The organism is Mesorhizobium sp. WSM4833 (assembly GCF_055811095.1).
Genome location: NZ_JBVVQG010000004.1, coordinates 215,559 through 231,908 on the forward strand (window position 1 = coordinate 215,559; position 16,350 = coordinate 231,908).

The window sequence follows — 16,350 nt, forward strand, 5'->3', positions numbered from 1 at the left end:
ATTGCAAGGCTTGACCAAAATTCCACATTTGGTAATACCAGAATGGTGGTGCGTGCAAGCGCCCGTTGAGAAAAGACCAAAGTGGCTGGCCCTGTTTCCAATCGGCGCTATGCTCGGTCGCGAGAGAAATGAGGGAGGATGCCGATGCCGACGACAATGAAGGGCCCGGGGCTGTTTCTGGCGCAGTTCGCGGGCGACGCCGCGCCGTTCAACTCACTGGCGTCGATCACCAAATGGGCGGCCGGTCTCGGCTACAAGGGCGTGCAGATCCCGACCTGGGACGCGCGGCTGTTCGATCTCAAGAAGGCGGCCTCTTCCAAGGCCTATTGCGACGAGGTGAAAGGCATTTGCGCCGACGCCGGCGTCGAGATCACGGAATTGTCGACGCATCTGCAGGGGCAATTGGTGGCGGTGCATCCTGCCTATGACGCGCAGATGGATGGCTTTGCGCCGCCATCGGTGCACAACAATCCCGCAGCCCGGCAGAAGTGGGCTGTCGAGCAGATGAAGTTCGGCGCCAAAGCATCGCGTAATCTAGGCCTGAATGCTTCAGTGTCGTTTACCGGCTCGCTGGCTTTCCCTTACCTCTATCCGTTCCCGCAGCGGCCGGCTGGACTCATTGAGGAAGCGTTTGGCGAGCTCGGCAAACGCTGGAAGCCGATTCTCGACGTGTACGAGGACAACGGCGTCGATGTCGGCTATGAAATTCACCCGTCTGAAGACGTTTTCGACGGCGCCACTTTCGAGATGTTCCTCGACGCGGTCGGCGGCCACAAGCGCTGCAACATCAATTACGATCCGTCGCATTTCCTGCTGCAGCAGCTCGACTATCTCGAATTCATCGACATCTATCACGAGCGCATCAAGGCGTTCCACGTCAAGGACGCCGAGTTCAACCCGACCGGCCGGCAAGGCGTCTATTCCGGCTATCAGAGCTGGACCAACCGCGCCGCGCGCTTCCGTTCGCTGGGCGATGGACAGGTGGATTTCGGCGGCATCTTCTCCAAGCTGACGCAGTACAATTATGATTCCTGGGCGGTGCTGGAGTGGGAGTGCTGCCTGAAGCATCCGGAGGATGGTGCGGCCGAAGGCGCGCCTTTCATCGAGCACCACATCATCCGGGTGACGGAAAAGGCATTCGACGACTTCGCCGCTGGCACCACCGACAAGAAGTTGCTGCGCGCCATGATGGGAATCTAGCTCGATTTTCCCTCCCCTTCGCGGGGAGGGTGGCCCAAAGGCCGGGTGGGTCGGTTCACACCGCGCTCTGCCTCAACGACCCCACCCGATCCGCTGCGCGGATCGACCTCCCCTCAAGGGGGGTAAGCAACAGCGAGGAGCAAGATATGGTCGGCGCATCGAAGTCGGAAACGGGAGGCGGCCCGATCCGCTACGGCATGGTCGGCGGCGGGCAAGGCGCCTTCATCGGCGCGGTGCATCGGATCGCGGCGCGGCTGGACAACGAGTTCGTGCTGGTTGCCGGCGCTTTGTCAGCCGACCCGGCCCGTGCCAAGGCCTCGGCCGCCGAACTGGGGCTCGACCCCTCACGCAGCTACGCATCCTATGCCGAGATGGCCAAGGCCGAGGCGAAGCGCCCCGACGGCATCGAGGCGGTGGCCATCGTCACGCCCAACAATGTGCATGTGCCAGCGGCAAAAGCTTTCCTCGAGGCCGGCATCCACGTCATCTGCGACAAGCCGCTGGCGACGACGCTGGCCGAGGCGAAAAAGCTTGCGGCGATAGTCGAGAAGACCGGCAAGGTGTTCGTGCTGACGCACAACTACACCGCCTATCCGATGGTGCGGCAAGCACGCGAAATGGTCGCCAAGGGCGTGCTCGGCGACATCCGCATCGTGCAGTCCGAATATCCGCAGGACTGGCTGACCGAGGATTTGGCGGCGACAGGCCAGAAGCAGGCGGCGTGGCGCTCCGACCCCAAGCAGGCAGGTGCCGGCGGTGCGCTGGGCGATATCGGCACGCATGCCTACAACCTCGCCCGCTTCGTCTCGGGGCTGGAACTGGACTCCCTGTCGGCCGATCTCGACGCCTTCGTGCCGGGACGGCTACTGGATGACAACGTCAACGTCATGCTGCGCTTCAAGCCTACCGGCAAGACGCACCCGGCCAAGGGCATGATCTGGGCAAGCCAGGTGGCGCCCGGCCATGAGAACGGGCTGAAGCTGCGCATCTATGGCTCGAAGGGTGGGCTGGAATGGGTGCAGGCCGACCCGAACTATCTCTGGTACACGCCGTTCGGCCAGCCAAAGCAACTGATCACCCGCAATGGCGCCGGCGCGCTGCCGGTGGCGGGCCGTGTCAGCCGCGTCCCGTCGGGCCATCCCGAGGGCTATCTCGAAGGTTTCGCCAACATCTACCAGGAGGCCGCGCGCGCCATCCGGGCAGCGCGCCGCAAGGGCGGCAAGCCGCCCAAGGACGTCGTCTTCCCGACCATCCAGGACGGCGTCGAGGGCATGGCCTTCATCGAGGCCTGCGTGAAATCGTCGAAGAAAAATGGGGCGTGGACGAAGCTGTAGTCGCACGGCGGGTAGCGAAGGCCCCCTCACCCGGATTGCCAACCGAATTGCGAAGGGCAATTCGGGGCAATCCGACCTCTCCCCGAGGGGAGAGGAGGAGGAGATGGCGCGACGCCAAGTCTCTTCTCCCCAGCGGGGAGAAGGTGGCCGCGAAGCGGCCGGATGAGGGGGCATGGCGCGAAGCGGCGGAACAGCCAGTGCGCCGTCAAAGGGAGGGGTCGTCGATGAAAATCGGCATGTGCATGTTCTTGTGGACGACGGCGGTGTCGAAGAAACACGAGCCGCTGCTGCGCGACATCAAGGCGACCGGTTTCGATGGCGTCGAGATACCGATCTTCGCCGGCACGCCGGACGATTATAAAAAGCTCGGCGATCTGCTCGACCGCATCGGGCTGGAGCGGACTGCGGTTTCGGCCATGGGCGATCCGGCGATGAATTTGATCGCGGCCGACGCGGCAACCCGCAAGGCCGGTGTCGACTACATGAAATGGGCGATCGACTGCGCGCAGGCGCTTGGCGCCAGCACGCTGAGCGGCCCTCTGCATTCGACGCTCGGGTCCTTTTCCGGCTCTGGGCCGACGGCCGCGGAGAAGAAGCGCTCCGTCGGCTCGCAGCGCGCCATCGGCGACCATGCCGGCAACAAGGGCGTCACCATCGGGCTCGAGGCGCTGAACCGCTTCGAATGCTACCTGCTCAACACGATGGCGGACCTGTCGGAGCATATCGACGCCATCGACCGGCCGCACATCAAGGCGATGTACGACACCTTCCACGCCAATATCGAGGAGGCCGACCCGATCGGCGCCTACACGAAACACCGCAGGAATGTCGTGCATATCCATATCTCGGAGAACGATCGCGGCGTGCCGGGGCGCGGCAACATTCCGTGGACCGAAACGTTTTCCGCCATCCGCAAGAGCGGCTATGACGATTGGCTGACGATCGAGGCGTTCGGCCGCTCACTCAAGGATTTGGCGGCGGCGACCAAGGTGTGGCGGGATTTCTCAGAGACGCCGGACGCGGTCTATCGGGAGGGGTATAGGCATATCAAGAGCGGGTGGAAGAAGGCGGCTTAGGCGCCCTGGCCCATTTTCTATTTGCGTTTGCGGCGGTTGCCAGGTGGTTCCCCCACTCCGTCTCGGCTTCGCCGAGCCACCTCTCCCCCCTCCGGAGGGAGAGGAAGGAAGCCTCGGCCTGGGGGACACTCGGCCTAAGAGGACAGGCGTCGGCTCGGACAGCCTGGCGCTTTCCTCTACCCCGTCGATCGGGGGAGAGGTGTCGAGCGAAGCTCGACGGAGTGGGGGTCGATCCTTTGGCGCCGGTCGAGACGACTTGCGCGTCTGCATCGCAAGCCTACCCCTGCTCAGCCTGGATCCTGTTGTAGTCGTGGATGGTCCGGCTCAGCCGGCGGCGCAGGAAGTTGGAGATGTTGTCGAAGATGAAGACGACGAGCAGGATCAGCAGCACCATGTAGAAGACGTTGGCCCAGTTGGAGTTGGTGCGCATCGCTTCCCACAGCTTCAGGCCGATGCCGCCGGCGCCGACAGCGCCGATGATGGTGGCGCCGCGGGTGTTGGATTCCCACTGATAGAGCGTCTGGCTGATGAACACCGGCACCACTTCCGGCAGCACGCCGTAGCGCTGCACCAGGAGGCCGTTGGCTCCGGTCGAGGTAATCCCCTCGCGCGGCTTGTCGTCGATGTTCTCCAGCGCCTCGGAATAGGTTTTGCCGAGCGTGCCGACCTCTGTGAAGAAGATCGCCGCACTGCCAGCCAGCGGTCCCGGCCCGAAGGCGCGGGTGAAGAACAGCGCCCAGATCAGCATGTCGATGGAGCGCATGAAATCGAAGAAGCGCTTGAGCACCTGGTTGACCAGCCGGCTGGGCGTGATGTTGCGGGCGGCGAAGAAGGCCAGCGGGAAGGCGACGATGCCGCCCAGCATGGTGCCGAGAAAGGCCATAACGATGGTCTGCAGCAGCTTGGTCCAGACATCGCCATGCTGCCACTGGGCGTTGTTCCAGATGTTGTCGCCGGCCAGCGCCAGATTTGACGTGCCCGGTTTCAGTTCCGGCCCGGAGACGATCAGCGAAGCGACTTCGCTTGCCGACTTGCCGAAGAAAGGCGAACGCGCGTCGAAGATGAAGTTTGCCCAGCCTAGAAACCGCTTGCGTATCCTGACGCGGTCAACGGCGACGCGGGCCTCGCCGGCAAAGCCCATGTCGGCGACCACCTCATCCTCATGCGCGGTGATCCAGCCGGGAACCGGTCCCGAGATCAGCGGCTTGCCGGTGCCGAGTGCGACCGCAACGGTCTCACCGTTGGCAATTATCGTCGCTTGCGTCTTGGTGAAGGTAATCGACTTGGCGGTGCCGTCGATCAGGATCGTCACCGAACCATCGGCATTGGTCTTGACCCAGTCCGGATCCGGGTTCGGGCCGAGCACGGAGAAGCGTGGATATTTGGCAGTGATCTGCGGTTCATCGAGGCGGAAGATCGGCTGCACGTCGTAGCTGATCCACTGGGTCAGGAACAGCGGCAGGCGCTCCCAGTGCGATTCCCGCATGACCTGCGGCAGGTTGAAGAACCACAAGGCGTACAGCAGGTAGAGAAAGATGCCGCCAAGCAGCATCAGCGGCCCGAAGCGCTTGTGGAACGGCCGCTGGAACACCTGCGGGAAGCGCTCTTCGATCGACTGGATCTGATCGGCGGTCATGGTGGCCATGGTCAAGCGCTCATCACGAAAGCCTGCTCGCCGACCAGCTTGCGGCGCAGCCAGGCGGAGAACTGGTCGACGATGAAGATCGTCGTGAACAGGAGCAGCACGAGGGCTATCGTCTTGGCGCCGAAGCCGCGCGAGATCGACAGCTTCAACTCCTCGCCGATACCGCCGCCGCCGACCGCGCCCATGATGGTGGAAATGCGGACATTTATCTCAACACGCAGCAGCGTGTAGGACATGAAGTTGGGCAGCACCTGCGGCAGGCCGGCGAAGCGCACCCGCTCGAACCAGTTGGCGCCGACGGCCCTCAGGCCTTCCTCGGCGCGCATGTCGATGTTCTCGTTGATCTCGTAGAACAGCTTGCCCAGCGCGCCGATCGAATGCAGGCCGATGGCGATGATGGCGGCGATCGGGCCGATCGAGACGATGGCGGCGAACAGGCCGGCGATGACGATCTCGGGAAAGGCGCGCAGCAGTTCCATGAGGCGCTTGACGATCAGCCGCAGCACCGGATGCGGCGTCAAATTGCGCGCCGCGATGAAGGAGAACGGCACGGCGAAGACGAAGCCGATGAAGGTCGAGACCAGGGCCACGTTGAGCGTGGTCAGCATCAGCTCGAAATATTCGGGGATGTAGAAGCTGCCCCAGACATAGGAGCGGCCAAGCGGAAAATTGAATTCCTGGGTACCGGTGTCATGCGGGGAAGCGATGTCGAACATCGCCCGCCAGACATCGTTCCAATCCTTGGGGACGAGCCAGCTCAGGAAATCCAGCAAATGCGGCAACCGGTCGAAGAAATGCCCGGCATTGGCCTCGTCGGCGAACCACATGGTGCTGCCGAGCGCGACAATGAGCAGGCCGACGCCAATGGCGGTGTAGAGCCGGCGCAGCGACGTCTGGCGACGCCAGGCGTCGGCCATCTGATGAGTGGCGCCGGAAGGGGCTGTCACGGAAAGGGTCATGATCGGACATGCAAGAAGGGCGGCGTTTTCTCGACGCCGCCCTTCCTGATTTCGCCGTTAGCCGCCGATGGCTGCCTTACGGGCTTCGACGATGACGTTGTAGAAGTCCGCCTTAACCGGGACGTAGCCGGTAAAGTCGCCGCCCTCGACGCCTTCGAAGCAAGCCTTGTCCTTCTTCGGCAACTGCGTGAAGAAGTCGGCGAGCTTGGCCGTCATTTCACTGCCGAGCGCGGTGCGCACGACCAGCGGGCCGTTCGGGATTAGGCCCGAGCGCCAGACCTCGACGAAGTCGTTGGGGTCGACGGCGCCCTTGGCGACTTCCTTGTGAAAGGTGCCCGAGGTGTAGCCGTCCTTGAAGTCGCCGATGCCGGAAGAATCGTCCACCGCCACGTCGACCTTGCCGTCACGCACGGCCAGGACGTTGTTCTCGTGACCGCCGTTGAACTGGGTCGATGCGAAGAAGGTTTCGTTCGAAGCGCCGGTATCCTTCGGGATCTGGGTCAGCGGGATCAGGTAGCCGGAGGTCGAATCCGGATCGGCGTAGCCGAGCTTCTTGCCCTTGGCCGACTTGATGTCGGTGATGCCGGAGGATTTCAGCGCCAGGCCGATCGAATAATAGCCTGTGGCGCCGTCGGTCTGCTGGGTGGTGAGGATCGGGGTGACCGCCTTCGGGTCCTTGAGAGCGACGCTGGCGTAGCCGGAAGCGCCGAGTTCGGCGAAGTCGAGCGTGCCGCCGAGCAGGCCCTGGATGACGCCGTCATAGTCGGCGGCGGGGAACAGCGAGACCTTTTCGAAGCCGAATTCGGTCTTCAAATGGTCGGCGAGGCACTGGTAGTTGCGCAGCCGGTCGGTTTCGTTTTCGCCGCCGAGAATGCCGACGCGAAATTCCTTCATGTCGGCGGCATGGGCCATGCTGGTCGCCATGGCGAGCACCGAAACGGCGCCAAAGACCATCTTCCTGAACATTGGATATTTCTCCTGTAGGTTCCGGCCCCGCGCCGGCAGCGTTATCGATTTTGACAGGTGCCCTTGACGTGGGCTGGCGATCCCAACCGCTCTCAATATCCCGGGAATGCGGGCTCGAGCGGTCCGGCGGATGCGGCGATCTTTCGGCTGAAGGCAACGCTGGTCGAGGTGATGGCCTCGGAGATTCCCTGGCCATTGCTGTCGGCGCCGTAGACGAGGCGCACCGCCTCGCGGTTGAGCTCTTCCGGCGGGCCGTCGAAGACGACCTTGCCGGCAGCCATGCCGATGATGCGGTTGCAGTAGGTGCGGGCGGTGTCCAGCGTGTGCAGATTGGTGACGACGGTGATGCCTTCGCGCAGATTGATGTCCTGCAGCGAATCCATCACCACCTTGGCGTTGAGCGGGTCGAGCGAGGCGATCGGCTCGTCGGCGAGGATCACCCGGGGCTGCTGCATCATGGCGCGAGCGATGGCGACGCGCTGCTGCTGGCCGCCCGACAAGGTGCCGGCGGGCTGCAGCGCGGTGCGGGCGATGTCGAGCCGCTCGAGTGCCGCGATCGCCTCGGCGCATTCGGCGCGCGAGAACATGCCGAACAGGTTGGTGATGGTCGAGCGGTGGTTCAGCTTGCCGAGCAGCACATTGGTCAGCACGTCGAGGCGCGGCACCAGGTTGAACTGCTGGAAGATCATGGCGCAGTCGCGCTGCCAGCGCCGCAGCGGCGAGCCGCTCAGCTTCGAGACCTCGGCGCCGTCAAAAAAAATCGACCCCTGGCTGGGATCGATGAGACGGTTGATCATGCGAAGGAGGGTTGATTTGCCGGCGCCCGAACGGCCGATAATGCCAACCATCTGACCCTGCGGGATCGCGATGTTGATGTCGCTGACGGCAGTGTTCTTGCCAAATCGTCGGGTGACACCGCGGATTTCGAGCGTGGCGGAATTTGCTGGCATGGGGGCAGGTTCCAGTCCGGGACCATTGATCGTTAGGCATTCGCCTAGCGCAGCCACATGAACCTGCCGTGTCGCGTTGATGTCAGTTTTGTTACGCTCCACAGGCCGGAGTCTGCGGCCGGCCCAGGATCAGCAGTCGAAGGTGATGTGGAATGCAGGCCTGGCGAGCTGGCGCCGGTGGCCAGACGGCACCACTTGATGCGCATATACTCGCCCGTCGCGCGCCGGCGATGGCGAGGCCGTCCTTCAGGCGTTCCAGACAAGGGCCGTCATGGCGTCGATGCCGGTGTCGAGAGGCACGTCATGCGGATAGCAGGGGCGGGGGCGGTTTGCCCCCGCTGCCCAGCGTCAGTGACAGCCCGTTCCTGGCGTCGCTATCCGCCATATTTCTCCAAGAACGCCTCGGCCTCGAGCTCCCGGAAGTCATCCAACGCGGCCCGCAGCCTTGCATGGTCCCAGTCCCACCAGGCCAGCGCCTGGTAGCGTTCGGCCGTGCGGCGATCGAAGCGCTCGCGGATCGGCTTTGCCGGCACGCCGGCGACGATCGTATAGGGCGCGACATCTTTCGAGACGACAGCGCCGGCGCCGACCGCGGCGCCATCGCCGATGGTGACGCCGGGCAGGATGGTCGAGCCGTGACCGAGCCAGGTGTCGTGGCCGATGGTGACCCGCTTGGCGCGGCGCTGGGCGAAGAATTCGCTTTCGTGCTCGGCATCGTCCCAGTAGTCGGAGGCGCGATAGGTGAAATGGTGCAGCGTCGGCCGCCAGGTCGGGTGGTTGGTGGCGTTGATGCGCACGCTGGCCGCGATGTTGGCGAACTTGCCGATCGTCGCGCACCAGACGGCGCAGTCCTGCATCATGTAGGAATAGTCGCCGAGTTCGCTTTCCGAGACCCGGCTGCGGTCGGCGATCTCGGTCCAACGGCCGAGCGTCGAGTTCTGCACCTCCGCCGTCGGATGGATCAACGGCGTCTCGGATAATTTCCTGGTCATGCGGCGATTTTTCCGGGCGCGAAAGCGGTGACGTCGATGATGCGGTCGGCAACCGCCTCGCGCACATCGTGGTCATGGAAGATGCCGAGCAGGGCGACACCTGCAGCCTTCTTGGCGGCGATGAGTTCGATCACGACATCGCGGTTCCTGGCATCGAGCGAGGCTGTCGGCTCGTCGAGCAACAGGATCGGATGCTCGGTGATGAAGCCGCGCGCGATGTTGACGCGCTGCTGCTCGCCGCCGGAGAAGGTCGCAGGCGGCAAGGCCCAGAGTTTCTCCGGCAGGTTGAGCTGCGCCAGCAAGGCGCGGGCCTTGTCCCTTGCGGCTTCGCGATCCTCGCCGCGCTCGACCAGCGGTTCGGCGACGACGTCGAGCGCCGAGACGCGCGGCACGGTGCGCAGGAACTGGCTGACATAGCCGATCGTTTGCCGGCGTATGGCCAGCACGGTGCGCGGGCTGGCGGTGGCGAGGTCGATCAGCCCATCATCATGCGTGACGATGATCTGGCCTTCGTCGACGGCGTAGTTGCCGTAGAGCATCTTCAGGATCGAGCTCTTGCCGGCACCGGAAGGACCGCCGAGCACGGTGCATTCGCCAGCCCTGATCGAGAACGAGACACCGGCGACAACAGGCAGTTTGATGCCGTCGCGCAGGTGCATGGTGAAACTCTTGGCGACGTCGGAGACAACGAGGGGGGTTGCCATCAGAAGGGCCTCCAATTGTCGTTCGTTTGCGGGCCAACGCCCGCCTCTGCCTTGCCAGGCATCTCCCCCTCAAGGGGGGAGATCGGCAGCTTTCTCGTTGCGCTTGTTCTGCGACGTTGGAGAGTGGCGAAACCGAGGACGATAGCCAATCTCCCCCCTTGAGGGGGAGATGGCCGGCAGGCCAGAGGGGGGTGCTTTGGCGCCATCGTCAAACCTGCAAAATCGAGGAAACAAGCAATTGCGTGTAAGGCGCGCGCGGGTCGTCGAGCACGCGGTCGGTGAGGCCGCTTTCGACGACGCGGCCGTCCTTCATCACCATCATGCGCTGCGACAAGAGCCGCGCCACGGCAAGGTCGTGGGTGACGACGATGGCCGCCAGACCGAGATCGGTGACCAGACCACGCAGCAGGTCGAGCAGGCGGGCTTGCACCGAGACATCGAGGCCGCCTGTTGGCTCATCCATGAACACCAGGCGCGGCCCGGTGACGAGGTTGCGGGCAATCTGCAGGCGCTGGCGCATGCCGCCGGAAAAGGCGCGGGGCTCGTCGTCGATGCGGTCCTCGTCGATCTCGACGCGCGATAGCCAGTCGACGGCGGTGGCGCGGATCCTGCCGTAGTGACGGTCGCCGACCGCCATCAGCCGCTCGCCGACATTGGCGCCCGCCGACACCGTCATGCGCAGGCCGTCGGCGGGGTTCTGATGGACAAAACCCCAGTCGGTGCGCATCAGGAAGCGGCGCTCGGCCTCGCTCATGCGGTAGAGCTCGCGGAACTGGCCGTCGCGCATGCGGTAGCTGGCGGTGCCGGAGCTCGGTAGCAGCCGGGTCGACAGGCAGTTGAGCAGCGTCGTCTTGCCGGAGCCGGATTCGCCGACGACAGCCAGGACTTCGCCCGGCCACAGGTCGAAGGAGACGTTGTCGCAGCCGACGCGCGAACCGTAGAATTTAGAAAGTGCTGCGACACGCAGCAGCGGTTCGTCGGTCATTGCGCCGGCTCCCTTGTTCCCGAGGCAAGATGGCTTTCTGGAGCAAGGTGGCCGCGATGGCCGTCCGCCCGCCGCTTCTCGCAATGGTCCGTGTCGGAGCAGACGAACATGTGACCGCCATGGTCGTCGAGGATGACTTCGTCGAGATAGACGTTCTCGGCCGCGCACAGCGCGCAGGGCTGGTCGAAGGTCTGGACCTCGAACGGATGATCCTCGAAGTCGAGGCTGACCACTTCGGTGAAAGGCGGCACCGCGTAGATTCGCTTTTCGCGGCCGGCGCCGAACAGCTGCAGGGCCGGCGAGCGGTGCATCTTGGGATTGTCGAATTTCGGCGTCGGCGAGGGGTCCATCACATAGCGGCCCTCGACCTTGACCGGATAGGCATAGGTGGTGGCGATGCGGCCGTGCTTGGCGATGTCCTCGTAGAGCTTGACGTGCATGAGGCCGTATTCCTCCAGCGCGTGCATTTTGCGGGTTTCGGTCTCGCGCGGTTCAAGGAAGCGCAGCGGCTCGGGGATCGGCACCTGGTAGACCAGCACCTGGCCCGCCGTCAGCGGATGCTCGGGAATGCGGTGACGGGTCTGGATGATGGTGGCGCTGGCGGTGTCAGTCGTCACCGCGACGTTGGCGACCTTCTTGAAGAAGGCGCGGATCGAGACCGCGTTGGTGGTGTCGTCGGCGCCCTGGTCGATCAACTTGAGCACATCGTCTGGGCCGATGATCGAAGCGGTGACCTGGACGCCGCCAGTGCCCCAGCCATAGGGCATCGGCATTTCGCGCGAGGCGAACGGCACCTGATATCCCGGGATGGCGATGCCCTTGAGGATCGCGCGGCGGATCATCCTTTTGGTCTGTTCGTCGAGATAGGCGAAGTTGTAGGTGGCGATGTCGGTCATGATGCGACCTCAAATCCCTTGGCGTAGCGCGCCAGCCGCTCATTGAGCGTGCCGGTGTGCAGTTCGAACATGTGGTTGTCGTCGTCGTAGAAATAGATCGAGCGGCCCTCGCCCTCGACGCGCGGGCGCGGCGGGCGCATGTCGAGGCCGAGCTTGCCGATGCACTCGGCATAGTGGTCGAAATCGGCGTCATCGATCTTGAAGGCGATGTGGTTGTAGCTGCGCTCCGGCAAGGGCTCGCCCTCCATGATGGCGACCCAGATGTCGCCGATCAGGAAGAATTTTTCGCGCGACACCGAGAACTGCTCGGCATCGCTGGCATAGATTTCGCGTGCGTCGAATACGCCCTCGAGGATCTTGGTCATCCGCTCGAGATCGCGGACGATGAAGGTCATGTGGGAAAGCCCTTCGATCATTCCGCGGCCTCCCGCTTCTCTTCGACCTTCACGGGGTTTTGGTGGGCGTCGTGTTCGGCGCGCATGCGGCGCACGAGGTCGAGTTCGGCCTGGAAATCGACATAGTGCGGCAGCTTCAGATGCTCGACGAAGCCGGTCGCCTGGACATTGTCGGAGTGTGAGATGACGAACTCCTCGTCCTGGGCCGCGGCGACGACATCCTCGCCGAGCTCCTTCGCGCGCAGCGCCCGGTCGCAGAGCGCCATCGCCATCGCCTTGCGCTCGCTCTGGCCGAAGACGAGGCCATAGCCGCGGGTGAACTGCGGCGGCGCCTTGGCTGAGCCTTTGAACTGGTTGACCATCTGGCATTCGGTGACACGGACAGTGCCGAGCGGGACAGCGAAGGGCAGTTCGGGAACGTCGAGCTCGAGCTCGACCTCGCCGATGCGGATCTCGCCGACAAAGGGATGGTTGCGGGCATAGCCGCGCTGGGTGGAATAGCCGAGCGCCAGCAAAAACCCCTCATCGCCGCGCGACAGCGCCTGCAGCCGGATGTCGCGCGCCATTGGGAATTCCAGCGGCTCGCGGGTGATGTCGCCGGGGACATGGTCCTGCGGCATGTCGCCATCCGGTTCGATCAAGCCTTCGCGGGCGAGGATGGCCGAAACGCGCGGCATGGCTTGCGCTTCCGTCTCGCGCAGCAAGGGCTCGGCGACCTCGGCCCCCGCGGCAAGCTCGGGATCGAGCAGTCTGTGCGTGTAGTCGAAGGTGGGCCCGAGCAATTGGCCGCCGGGCAGATCCTTGTAGGTCGCCGACACACGTCGCTCGACCAGCATGGTGGCGGTGTCGATCGGCTTGGAGTAGCCGAAGCGTGGCAGCGTGGTGCGATAGGCGCGCACCAGGAAGATCGCCTCGATCATGTCGCCGCGCGCCTGGACGATGGCTAGGGCGGCCAGCTCCCGATCGTAGAGCGAGCCTTCGCTCATCACCCGGTCGACGCCGAGCGCCAGCTGCTCGACGATCTGGTCGAGGCGAAGCGCCGGCACCGAACGGTCGCCGCGGCGTCGGTCGGCAAGCAGGCTGTGGGCGTTGGCGATTGCGGCTTCGCCACCTTTTACCGCGACATACATCTTACGCCTCCATCGTCTTGATGCGCGTCGTGCGCGGCAGGCAGGCAATGCCGCCTGATGTGACGAGGATGATGTCGACGCCACGCGGAAAGCGCTTGATATTCTGCTTCCACTGCTCGACGAAATGGCGTGGCATCTGCGCCGGCGCGATCGTGGCGCTGGTTTCGATGCCAGGACCTTCGAGCAATAGCGGCGTGCCGGAGACCAGATCGCTGACCTGCAGGATCAGCGTGGTCGAGCGGTCGGGATAATCCTGCGTGCCCTGCGAAAAGCCATCGAGCGCCATCATCTCGGCAGGTGCTGCGATCAAGGCGAAATGCGCATCGGCCGGTGTGTTGGCCAATGGCGCGCCGGTATGGAACCCAAGCCATGATCTGATCGCGGTGGAGGCCTGCAAAGCCGGGTCGAGCCAGAGCGGCGTGTCATTGTCGCACAGCGCCAGTGCGATGGCGCCGGCGGTAGCCGAGAGCGGCACCGGCGGGCGGGCGAAGGCCGGCAGCGGTTGCACGCTGCCCGGCCGAGCCATTGCGTCCATCACGGCGCGGAACACGGTCTGGGCGTTGAAGACCGGATCGGCGAACCCGCCCTCGATCGATTGCGCTGCAATGTCCATCAGTCTTCTCCGCGAACCATGGTGAAGAAATCGACCTTCGTTGCCGCCGTCTCGGCGCGGCGTTTTTCGTGCGCCATGGTCAGAGCCGACCGCAGAGGCGCTATCAGTCCGGTCTCGACCTCATTGCGGCGGGCAGGGTCCTGCCATAGGGCGTCGGCGATAGCCGCCAGCTTCGCCTTCTGCTTGTCGCGGCCAAGGGCATAGCAATGGCCGACCTGTCCGGTGGGTAGCCTGACCGTGGCGCGGGTGACGGTCGCCTCGCCGACATTGAAGGGCGCGCCGCCGCCGCCGATGCGGCCGCGCAGGGTGACCAGTCCGGTTTCGGGGCCGCGCAGCAGCTCGGCGTCCGAAGGCAGTCCGGCCTCATTCCAGAGCCGGACGATGTCATCGCCGCTGGATTGCGCAAGGGTTGCCATGGCGGCCTTGCGCTCGGCCTGGTCGCGGGCTTCCTGTCCTCGCATGAGCTGTGGTCCTCGTGGCTAAATTTGTCTATTGATATAGACAACTATACAAATTATACCTATTATCTAACGGGTGTCCATGACGGGTGGATGACAGCGATAGAAGACTGGGCGCTGGAAGGTTGGGGGCAATGATGGTCGGGCGGCTGGCGGCGGACAGCATCGAGCGGCGCAGTGGCGTTTCGCTGTGGCGGCAGATCGCCGACAAGATGCTGCATGCGATCGCCATCGGCGATTTCACGGAGAATGCAGCGCTGCCGCCGGAGGTGGCGCTGGCAGAGCGCTATGGCGTCAATCGCCACACGGTGCGCAGCGCCATATCAGCCCTTGTAAGGGAAGGCGTGCTGCGGGCCGAGCAGGGGCGCGGCACCTTCGTGCTGTCGCGCAAGCGGCTGTCCTATCCGATTGGGGCGCGCACACGGTTTTCGACAGGGCTGCAAGCGCAGACGACGGAACGGCACATCGTCCTGCTCGCCTCGTCGGTCGAGCCGGCCAGCCAGCGCGTCGCCCAGGGCCTTGGCCTTGCCAGGGGAGCCGATGTGATCCGCCTGGAAACACGCGGCGAAGCCGATGGACGGCCGGTGTCGCGCGCGGCGGGCTGGTTCGAAGCCCGGCGCTTTGCCGGCATCGATGCCGCGATGGCCGAGACCGGCTCGATCACCGCCTCGCTGGCGCGGTTCGGCATAGACGATTACCTCAGGCAATCGACCGTGCTGTCGGCGCGCCATGCCGATGCGGCGGACCTTGCCGACCTCGACCTGCAGCCGGGCGCCATCGTGCTGGTCACGGTCGCCGTCAACGTCACGCCGGACGGCCAGCCGATCCAGTTTTCCGAGTCGCGCTTCCCGGCCGAACGGGTGGAGCTGAAGCTGTCGGCGCTGTAGGGAGTGCCCGGCCCAGCTCGGCCGCATTCACTTGCCAGCGGCGGCGCATTTGAGGACCGGCTTCGCCGCCTGCCATGTTATAACCCCACCTCGATCACAGCCTTGATCAGGCCGGATTTCTCATGCGCCCAACGAGCCAGATCGCGCGGCGTGGCGGCGAGTGTGGTGCGGTGTGTGACGAGCTTGGCCAGTGGTACGGCCCCGTTGCGGATCGAGGCGGCGACATGGTCGAAGTCGGCGCGCAGCGCGTTGCGGCTGCCGATCAGCGTCATCTCGCGCTTGTGGAATTCCGGATCGGAAAAGCTGATGTCGTCCTTGACGACGGAGACCAGCACCAGCGTTCCGCCATGCGCGACATGGGCGAAGGCCGACTGCACCGACTGGGTGTTGCCGGTGGCGTCGAAGACCACATCGAAGCCTTCGCCTGATGTCGCTTCCCTGATCAGATCGGGCACCGCGCCGCGCGAGCCGTCTAGGGTCTGGAAACCAAGCTCGTTTCCAGCGAAGGCGAGCCTTTCACTGCTCATGTCGAGCAGCGTCACGTCGAGCCCGGCGATGCGGGCGAAGATGGCGGTGCCGAGCCCGATCGGGCCGGCGCCGATGACCAGCGTGTGGGCGCCGGGGTCGGCGCGGGCGCGCCGCACGGCATGCGCGCCGATGGCCAGGAACTCGACGGCAGCGGCGTCGGCCAGCGAAAGGCCGTTGGCCGGATAGAGATTTTGCGCCGGCACCAGGATGCGTTCGCACATGGCGCCGTCGCGATGCACGCCAAGCACCTCGATCCTGACACAGCAATTGGGCTTGCCGTGCCGGCAGGCGATGCACTTGCCGCAGGAAAGATAGGGGTTGACGACGACGGGCTCACCAATGGCCAGTTCGACGCCTTCGCCGGTCTCCATCACGGTACCCGAGACCTCATGACCCATGATGCGGGGATAGGCGAGGAACGGGTGCTTGCCCTCGAAAATGTGGTAGTCGGTGCCGCAGATGCCGACATGGCTGACCGCCACCAGCGCCCAGCCGGGAGGCGGTGTCTCGGGTGCGGGCCGGTCTTCAAGGACAAGATCGCCGGGCGAACGGCAGAGGACGGCTTTCATGCGCTAATCCAGTCATGAAATCGCCGGCCCGTTGGTGTGGCGGACCGGCGGTTGATTGCGGGG

Annotated in this window: 17 protein-coding genes; 4 read left to right on the forward strand and 13 right to left on the reverse strand. The window is 64.5% G+C overall.

The window, feature by feature from the left end:
- Positions 1–144 precede the first annotated feature (144 nt).
- From AC0L2D_RS09420 to AC0L2D_RS09430, 3 genes are all read left to right on the forward strand, one after another.
- Entirely contained in the window at positions 145–1,200 is a 1,056-nt protein-coding gene (locus AC0L2D_RS09420; protein ID WP_224620204.1) for a sugar phosphate isomerase/epimerase family protein, read from the forward strand.
- 146 nt (positions 1,201–1,346) lie between these two features.
- Positions 1,347–2,534, forward strand: a complete 1,188-nt coding sequence (locus tag AC0L2D_RS09425; RefSeq protein WP_127366248.1) for a Gfo/Idh/MocA family protein — start codon at positions 1,347–1,349, stop codon at positions 2,532–2,534.
- Positions 2,535–2,758: 224 nt separating this feature from the next.
- Positions 2,759–3,610: a sugar phosphate isomerase/epimerase family protein gene (locus tag AC0L2D_RS09430; protein WP_473540880.1), complete on the forward strand. Its 852-nt coding sequence runs from the start codon at positions 2,759–2,761 to the stop codon at positions 3,608–3,610.
- A gap of 277 nt (positions 3,611–3,887) precedes the next feature.
- Here the strand turns inward: AC0L2D_RS09430 and phnE (AC0L2D_RS09435) are convergent, their stop codons facing one another.
- From phnE (AC0L2D_RS09435) to phnG, 12 genes are all read right to left on the reverse strand, one after another.
- On the reverse strand, positions 3,888–5,255 hold the full coding sequence (gene phnE, locus AC0L2D_RS09435; protein ID WP_473540881.1) for a phosphonate ABC transporter, permease protein PhnE: 1,368 nt from the start codon (positions 5,253–5,255) through the stop codon (positions 3,888–3,890).
- Positions 5,256–5,257: 2 nt separating this feature from the next.
- Positions 5,258–6,214, reverse strand: a complete 957-nt coding sequence (gene phnE / locus AC0L2D_RS09440) for a phosphonate ABC transporter, permease protein PhnE (protein WP_473540883.1) — start codon at positions 6,212–6,214, stop codon at positions 5,258–5,260.
- Positions 6,215–6,271: 57 nt separating this feature from the next.
- Positions 6,272–7,180 (reverse strand): phosphonate ABC transporter substrate-binding protein, encoded by a 909-nt coding sequence (gene phnD / locus AC0L2D_RS09445; RefSeq protein ID WP_473540884.1) that lies wholly within the window; start codon positions 7,178–7,180, stop codon positions 6,272–6,274.
- Positions 7,181–7,272: 92 nt separating this feature from the next.
- Positions 7,273–8,130, reverse strand: a complete 858-nt coding sequence (phnC, locus tag AC0L2D_RS09450) for a phosphonate ABC transporter ATP-binding protein (RefSeq protein WP_473540885.1) — start codon at positions 8,128–8,130, stop codon at positions 7,273–7,275.
- 374 nt (positions 8,131–8,504) lie between these two features.
- The gene (locus AC0L2D_RS09455) at positions 8,505–9,122 is read right to left on the reverse strand and encodes a DapH/DapD/GlmU-related protein (protein ID WP_224620210.1); all 618 of its coding nucleotides are present in this window, start codon (positions 9,120–9,122) and stop codon (positions 8,505–8,507) included.
- The gene (gene phnL, locus AC0L2D_RS09460; RefSeq protein WP_473540886.1) at positions 9,119–9,826 is read right to left on the reverse strand and encodes a phosphonate C-P lyase system protein PhnL; all 708 of its coding nucleotides are present in this window, start codon (positions 9,824–9,826) and stop codon (positions 9,119–9,121) included. The genes AC0L2D_RS09455 and phnL overlap by 4 nt, the downstream gene beginning before the upstream one ends.
- 208 nt (positions 9,827–10,034) lie before the next feature.
- Positions 10,035–10,811: a phosphonate C-P lyase system protein PhnK gene (phnK, locus tag AC0L2D_RS09465; RefSeq protein WP_013529518.1), complete on the reverse strand. Its 777-nt coding sequence runs from the start codon at positions 10,809–10,811 to the stop codon at positions 10,035–10,037.
- Positions 10,808–11,707: an alpha-D-ribose 1-methylphosphonate 5-phosphate C-P-lyase PhnJ gene (locus AC0L2D_RS09470; protein ID WP_473540888.1), complete on the reverse strand. Its 900-nt coding sequence runs from the start codon at positions 11,705–11,707 to the stop codon at positions 10,808–10,810. Before AC0L2D_RS09470 ends, phnK begins: the two co-directional genes overlap by 4 nt.
- Positions 11,704–12,123, reverse strand: coding sequence for a FosX/FosE/FosI family fosfomycin resistance hydrolase (gene fosX, locus AC0L2D_RS09475; protein WP_127267990.1), 420 nt, complete (start codon positions 12,121–12,123; stop codon positions 11,704–11,706). Before fosX ends, AC0L2D_RS09470 begins: the two co-directional genes overlap by 4 nt.
- Entirely contained in the window at positions 12,120–13,232 is a 1,113-nt protein-coding gene (locus AC0L2D_RS09480; protein ID WP_128307404.1) for a carbon-phosphorus lyase complex subunit, read from the reverse strand. Before AC0L2D_RS09480 ends, fosX begins: the two co-directional genes overlap by 4 nt.
- A 1-nt stretch (position 13,233) precedes the next feature.
- Positions 13,234–13,845 carry a phosphonate C-P lyase system protein PhnH gene (gene phnH, locus AC0L2D_RS09485; RefSeq protein ID WP_473540889.1) on the reverse strand — a complete coding sequence of 204 codons (612 nt, stop codon included), beginning with the start codon at positions 13,843–13,845 and terminating at the stop codon, positions 13,234–13,236.
- Positions 13,845–14,306, reverse strand: a complete 462-nt coding sequence (gene phnG, locus AC0L2D_RS09490) for a phosphonate C-P lyase system protein PhnG (RefSeq protein WP_064995659.1) — start codon at positions 14,304–14,306, stop codon at positions 13,845–13,847. The genes phnH and phnG overlap by 1 nt, the downstream gene beginning before the upstream one ends.
- Positions 14,307–14,440: 134 nt before the next feature.
- Here phnG and phnF point away from each other — a divergent pair, with 134 nt between their 5' ends.
- Positions 14,441–15,190 carry a phosphonate metabolism transcriptional regulator PhnF gene (gene phnF / locus AC0L2D_RS09495; protein ID WP_473541013.1) on the forward strand — a complete coding sequence of 250 codons (750 nt, stop codon included), beginning with the start codon at positions 14,441–14,443 and terminating at the stop codon, positions 15,188–15,190.
- Positions 15,191–15,267: 77 nt separating this feature from the next.
- Here phnF and AC0L2D_RS09500 read toward each other — a convergent pair whose 3' ends face one another.
- Positions 15,268–16,287, reverse strand: a complete 1,020-nt coding sequence (locus AC0L2D_RS09500) for a zinc-binding alcohol dehydrogenase family protein (protein ID WP_127368882.1) — start codon at positions 16,285–16,287, stop codon at positions 15,268–15,270.
- Between the last annotated feature and the right edge of the window lie 63 nt (positions 16,288–16,350).

Coding starts and splice junctions, on each gene's coding strand:
- AC0L2D_RS09420 (WP_224620204.1), top strand. CDS start 145: ATGCCGACGACAATGAAGGGCCCGGGGCTGTTTCTGGCGCAGTTCGCG.
- AC0L2D_RS09425 (WP_127366248.1), top strand. CDS start 1,347: ATGGTCGGCGCATCGAAGTCGGAAACGGGAGGCGGCCCGATCCGCTAC.
- AC0L2D_RS09430 (WP_473540880.1), top strand. CDS start 2,759: ATGAAAATCGGCATGTGCATGTTCTTGTGGACGACGGCGGTGTCGAAG.
- phnE (WP_473540881.1), bottom strand. CDS start 5,255: ATGGCCACCATGACCGCCGATCAGATCCAGTCGATCGAAGAGCGCTTC.
- phnE (WP_473540883.1), bottom strand. CDS start 6,214: ATGACCCTTTCCGTGACAGCCCCTTCCGGCGCCACTCATCAGATGGCC.
- phnD (WP_473540884.1), bottom strand. CDS start 7,180: ATGTTCAGGAAGATGGTCTTTGGCGCCGTTTCGGTGCTCGCCATGGCG.
- phnC (WP_473540885.1), bottom strand. CDS start 8,130: ATGCCAGCAAATTCCGCCACGCTCGAAATCCGCGGTGTCACCCGACGA.
- AC0L2D_RS09455 (WP_224620210.1), bottom strand. CDS start 9,122: ATGACCAGGAAATTATCCGAGACGCCGTTGATCCATCCGACGGCGGAG.
- phnL (WP_473540886.1), bottom strand. CDS start 9,826: ATGGCAACCCCCCTCGTTGTCTCCGACGTCGCCAAGAGTTTCACCATG.
- phnK (WP_013529518.1), bottom strand. CDS start 10,811: ATGACCGACGAACCGCTGCTGCGTGTCGCAGCACTTTCTAAATTCTAC.
- AC0L2D_RS09470 (WP_473540888.1), bottom strand. CDS start 11,707: ATGACCGACATCGCCACCTACAACTTCGCCTATCTCGACGAACAGACC.
- fosX (WP_127267990.1), bottom strand. CDS start 12,123: ATGATCGAAGGGCTTTCCCACATGACCTTCATCGTCCGCGATCTCGAG.
- AC0L2D_RS09480 (WP_128307404.1), bottom strand. CDS start 13,232: ATGTATGTCGCGGTAAAAGGTGGCGAAGCCGCAATCGCCAACGCCCAC.
- phnH (WP_473540889.1), bottom strand. CDS start 13,845: ATGGACATTGCAGCGCAATCGATCGAGGGCGGGTTCGCCGATCCGGTC.
- phnG (WP_064995659.1), bottom strand. CDS start 14,306: ATGCGAGGACAGGAAGCCCGCGACCAGGCCGAGCGCAAGGCCGCCATG.
- phnF (WP_473541013.1), top strand. CDS start 14,441: ATGGTCGGGCGGCTGGCGGCGGACAGCATCGAGCGGCGCAGTGGCGTT.
- AC0L2D_RS09500 (WP_127368882.1), bottom strand. CDS start 16,287: ATGAAAGCCGTCCTCTGCCGTTCGCCCGGCGATCTTGTCCTTGAAGAC.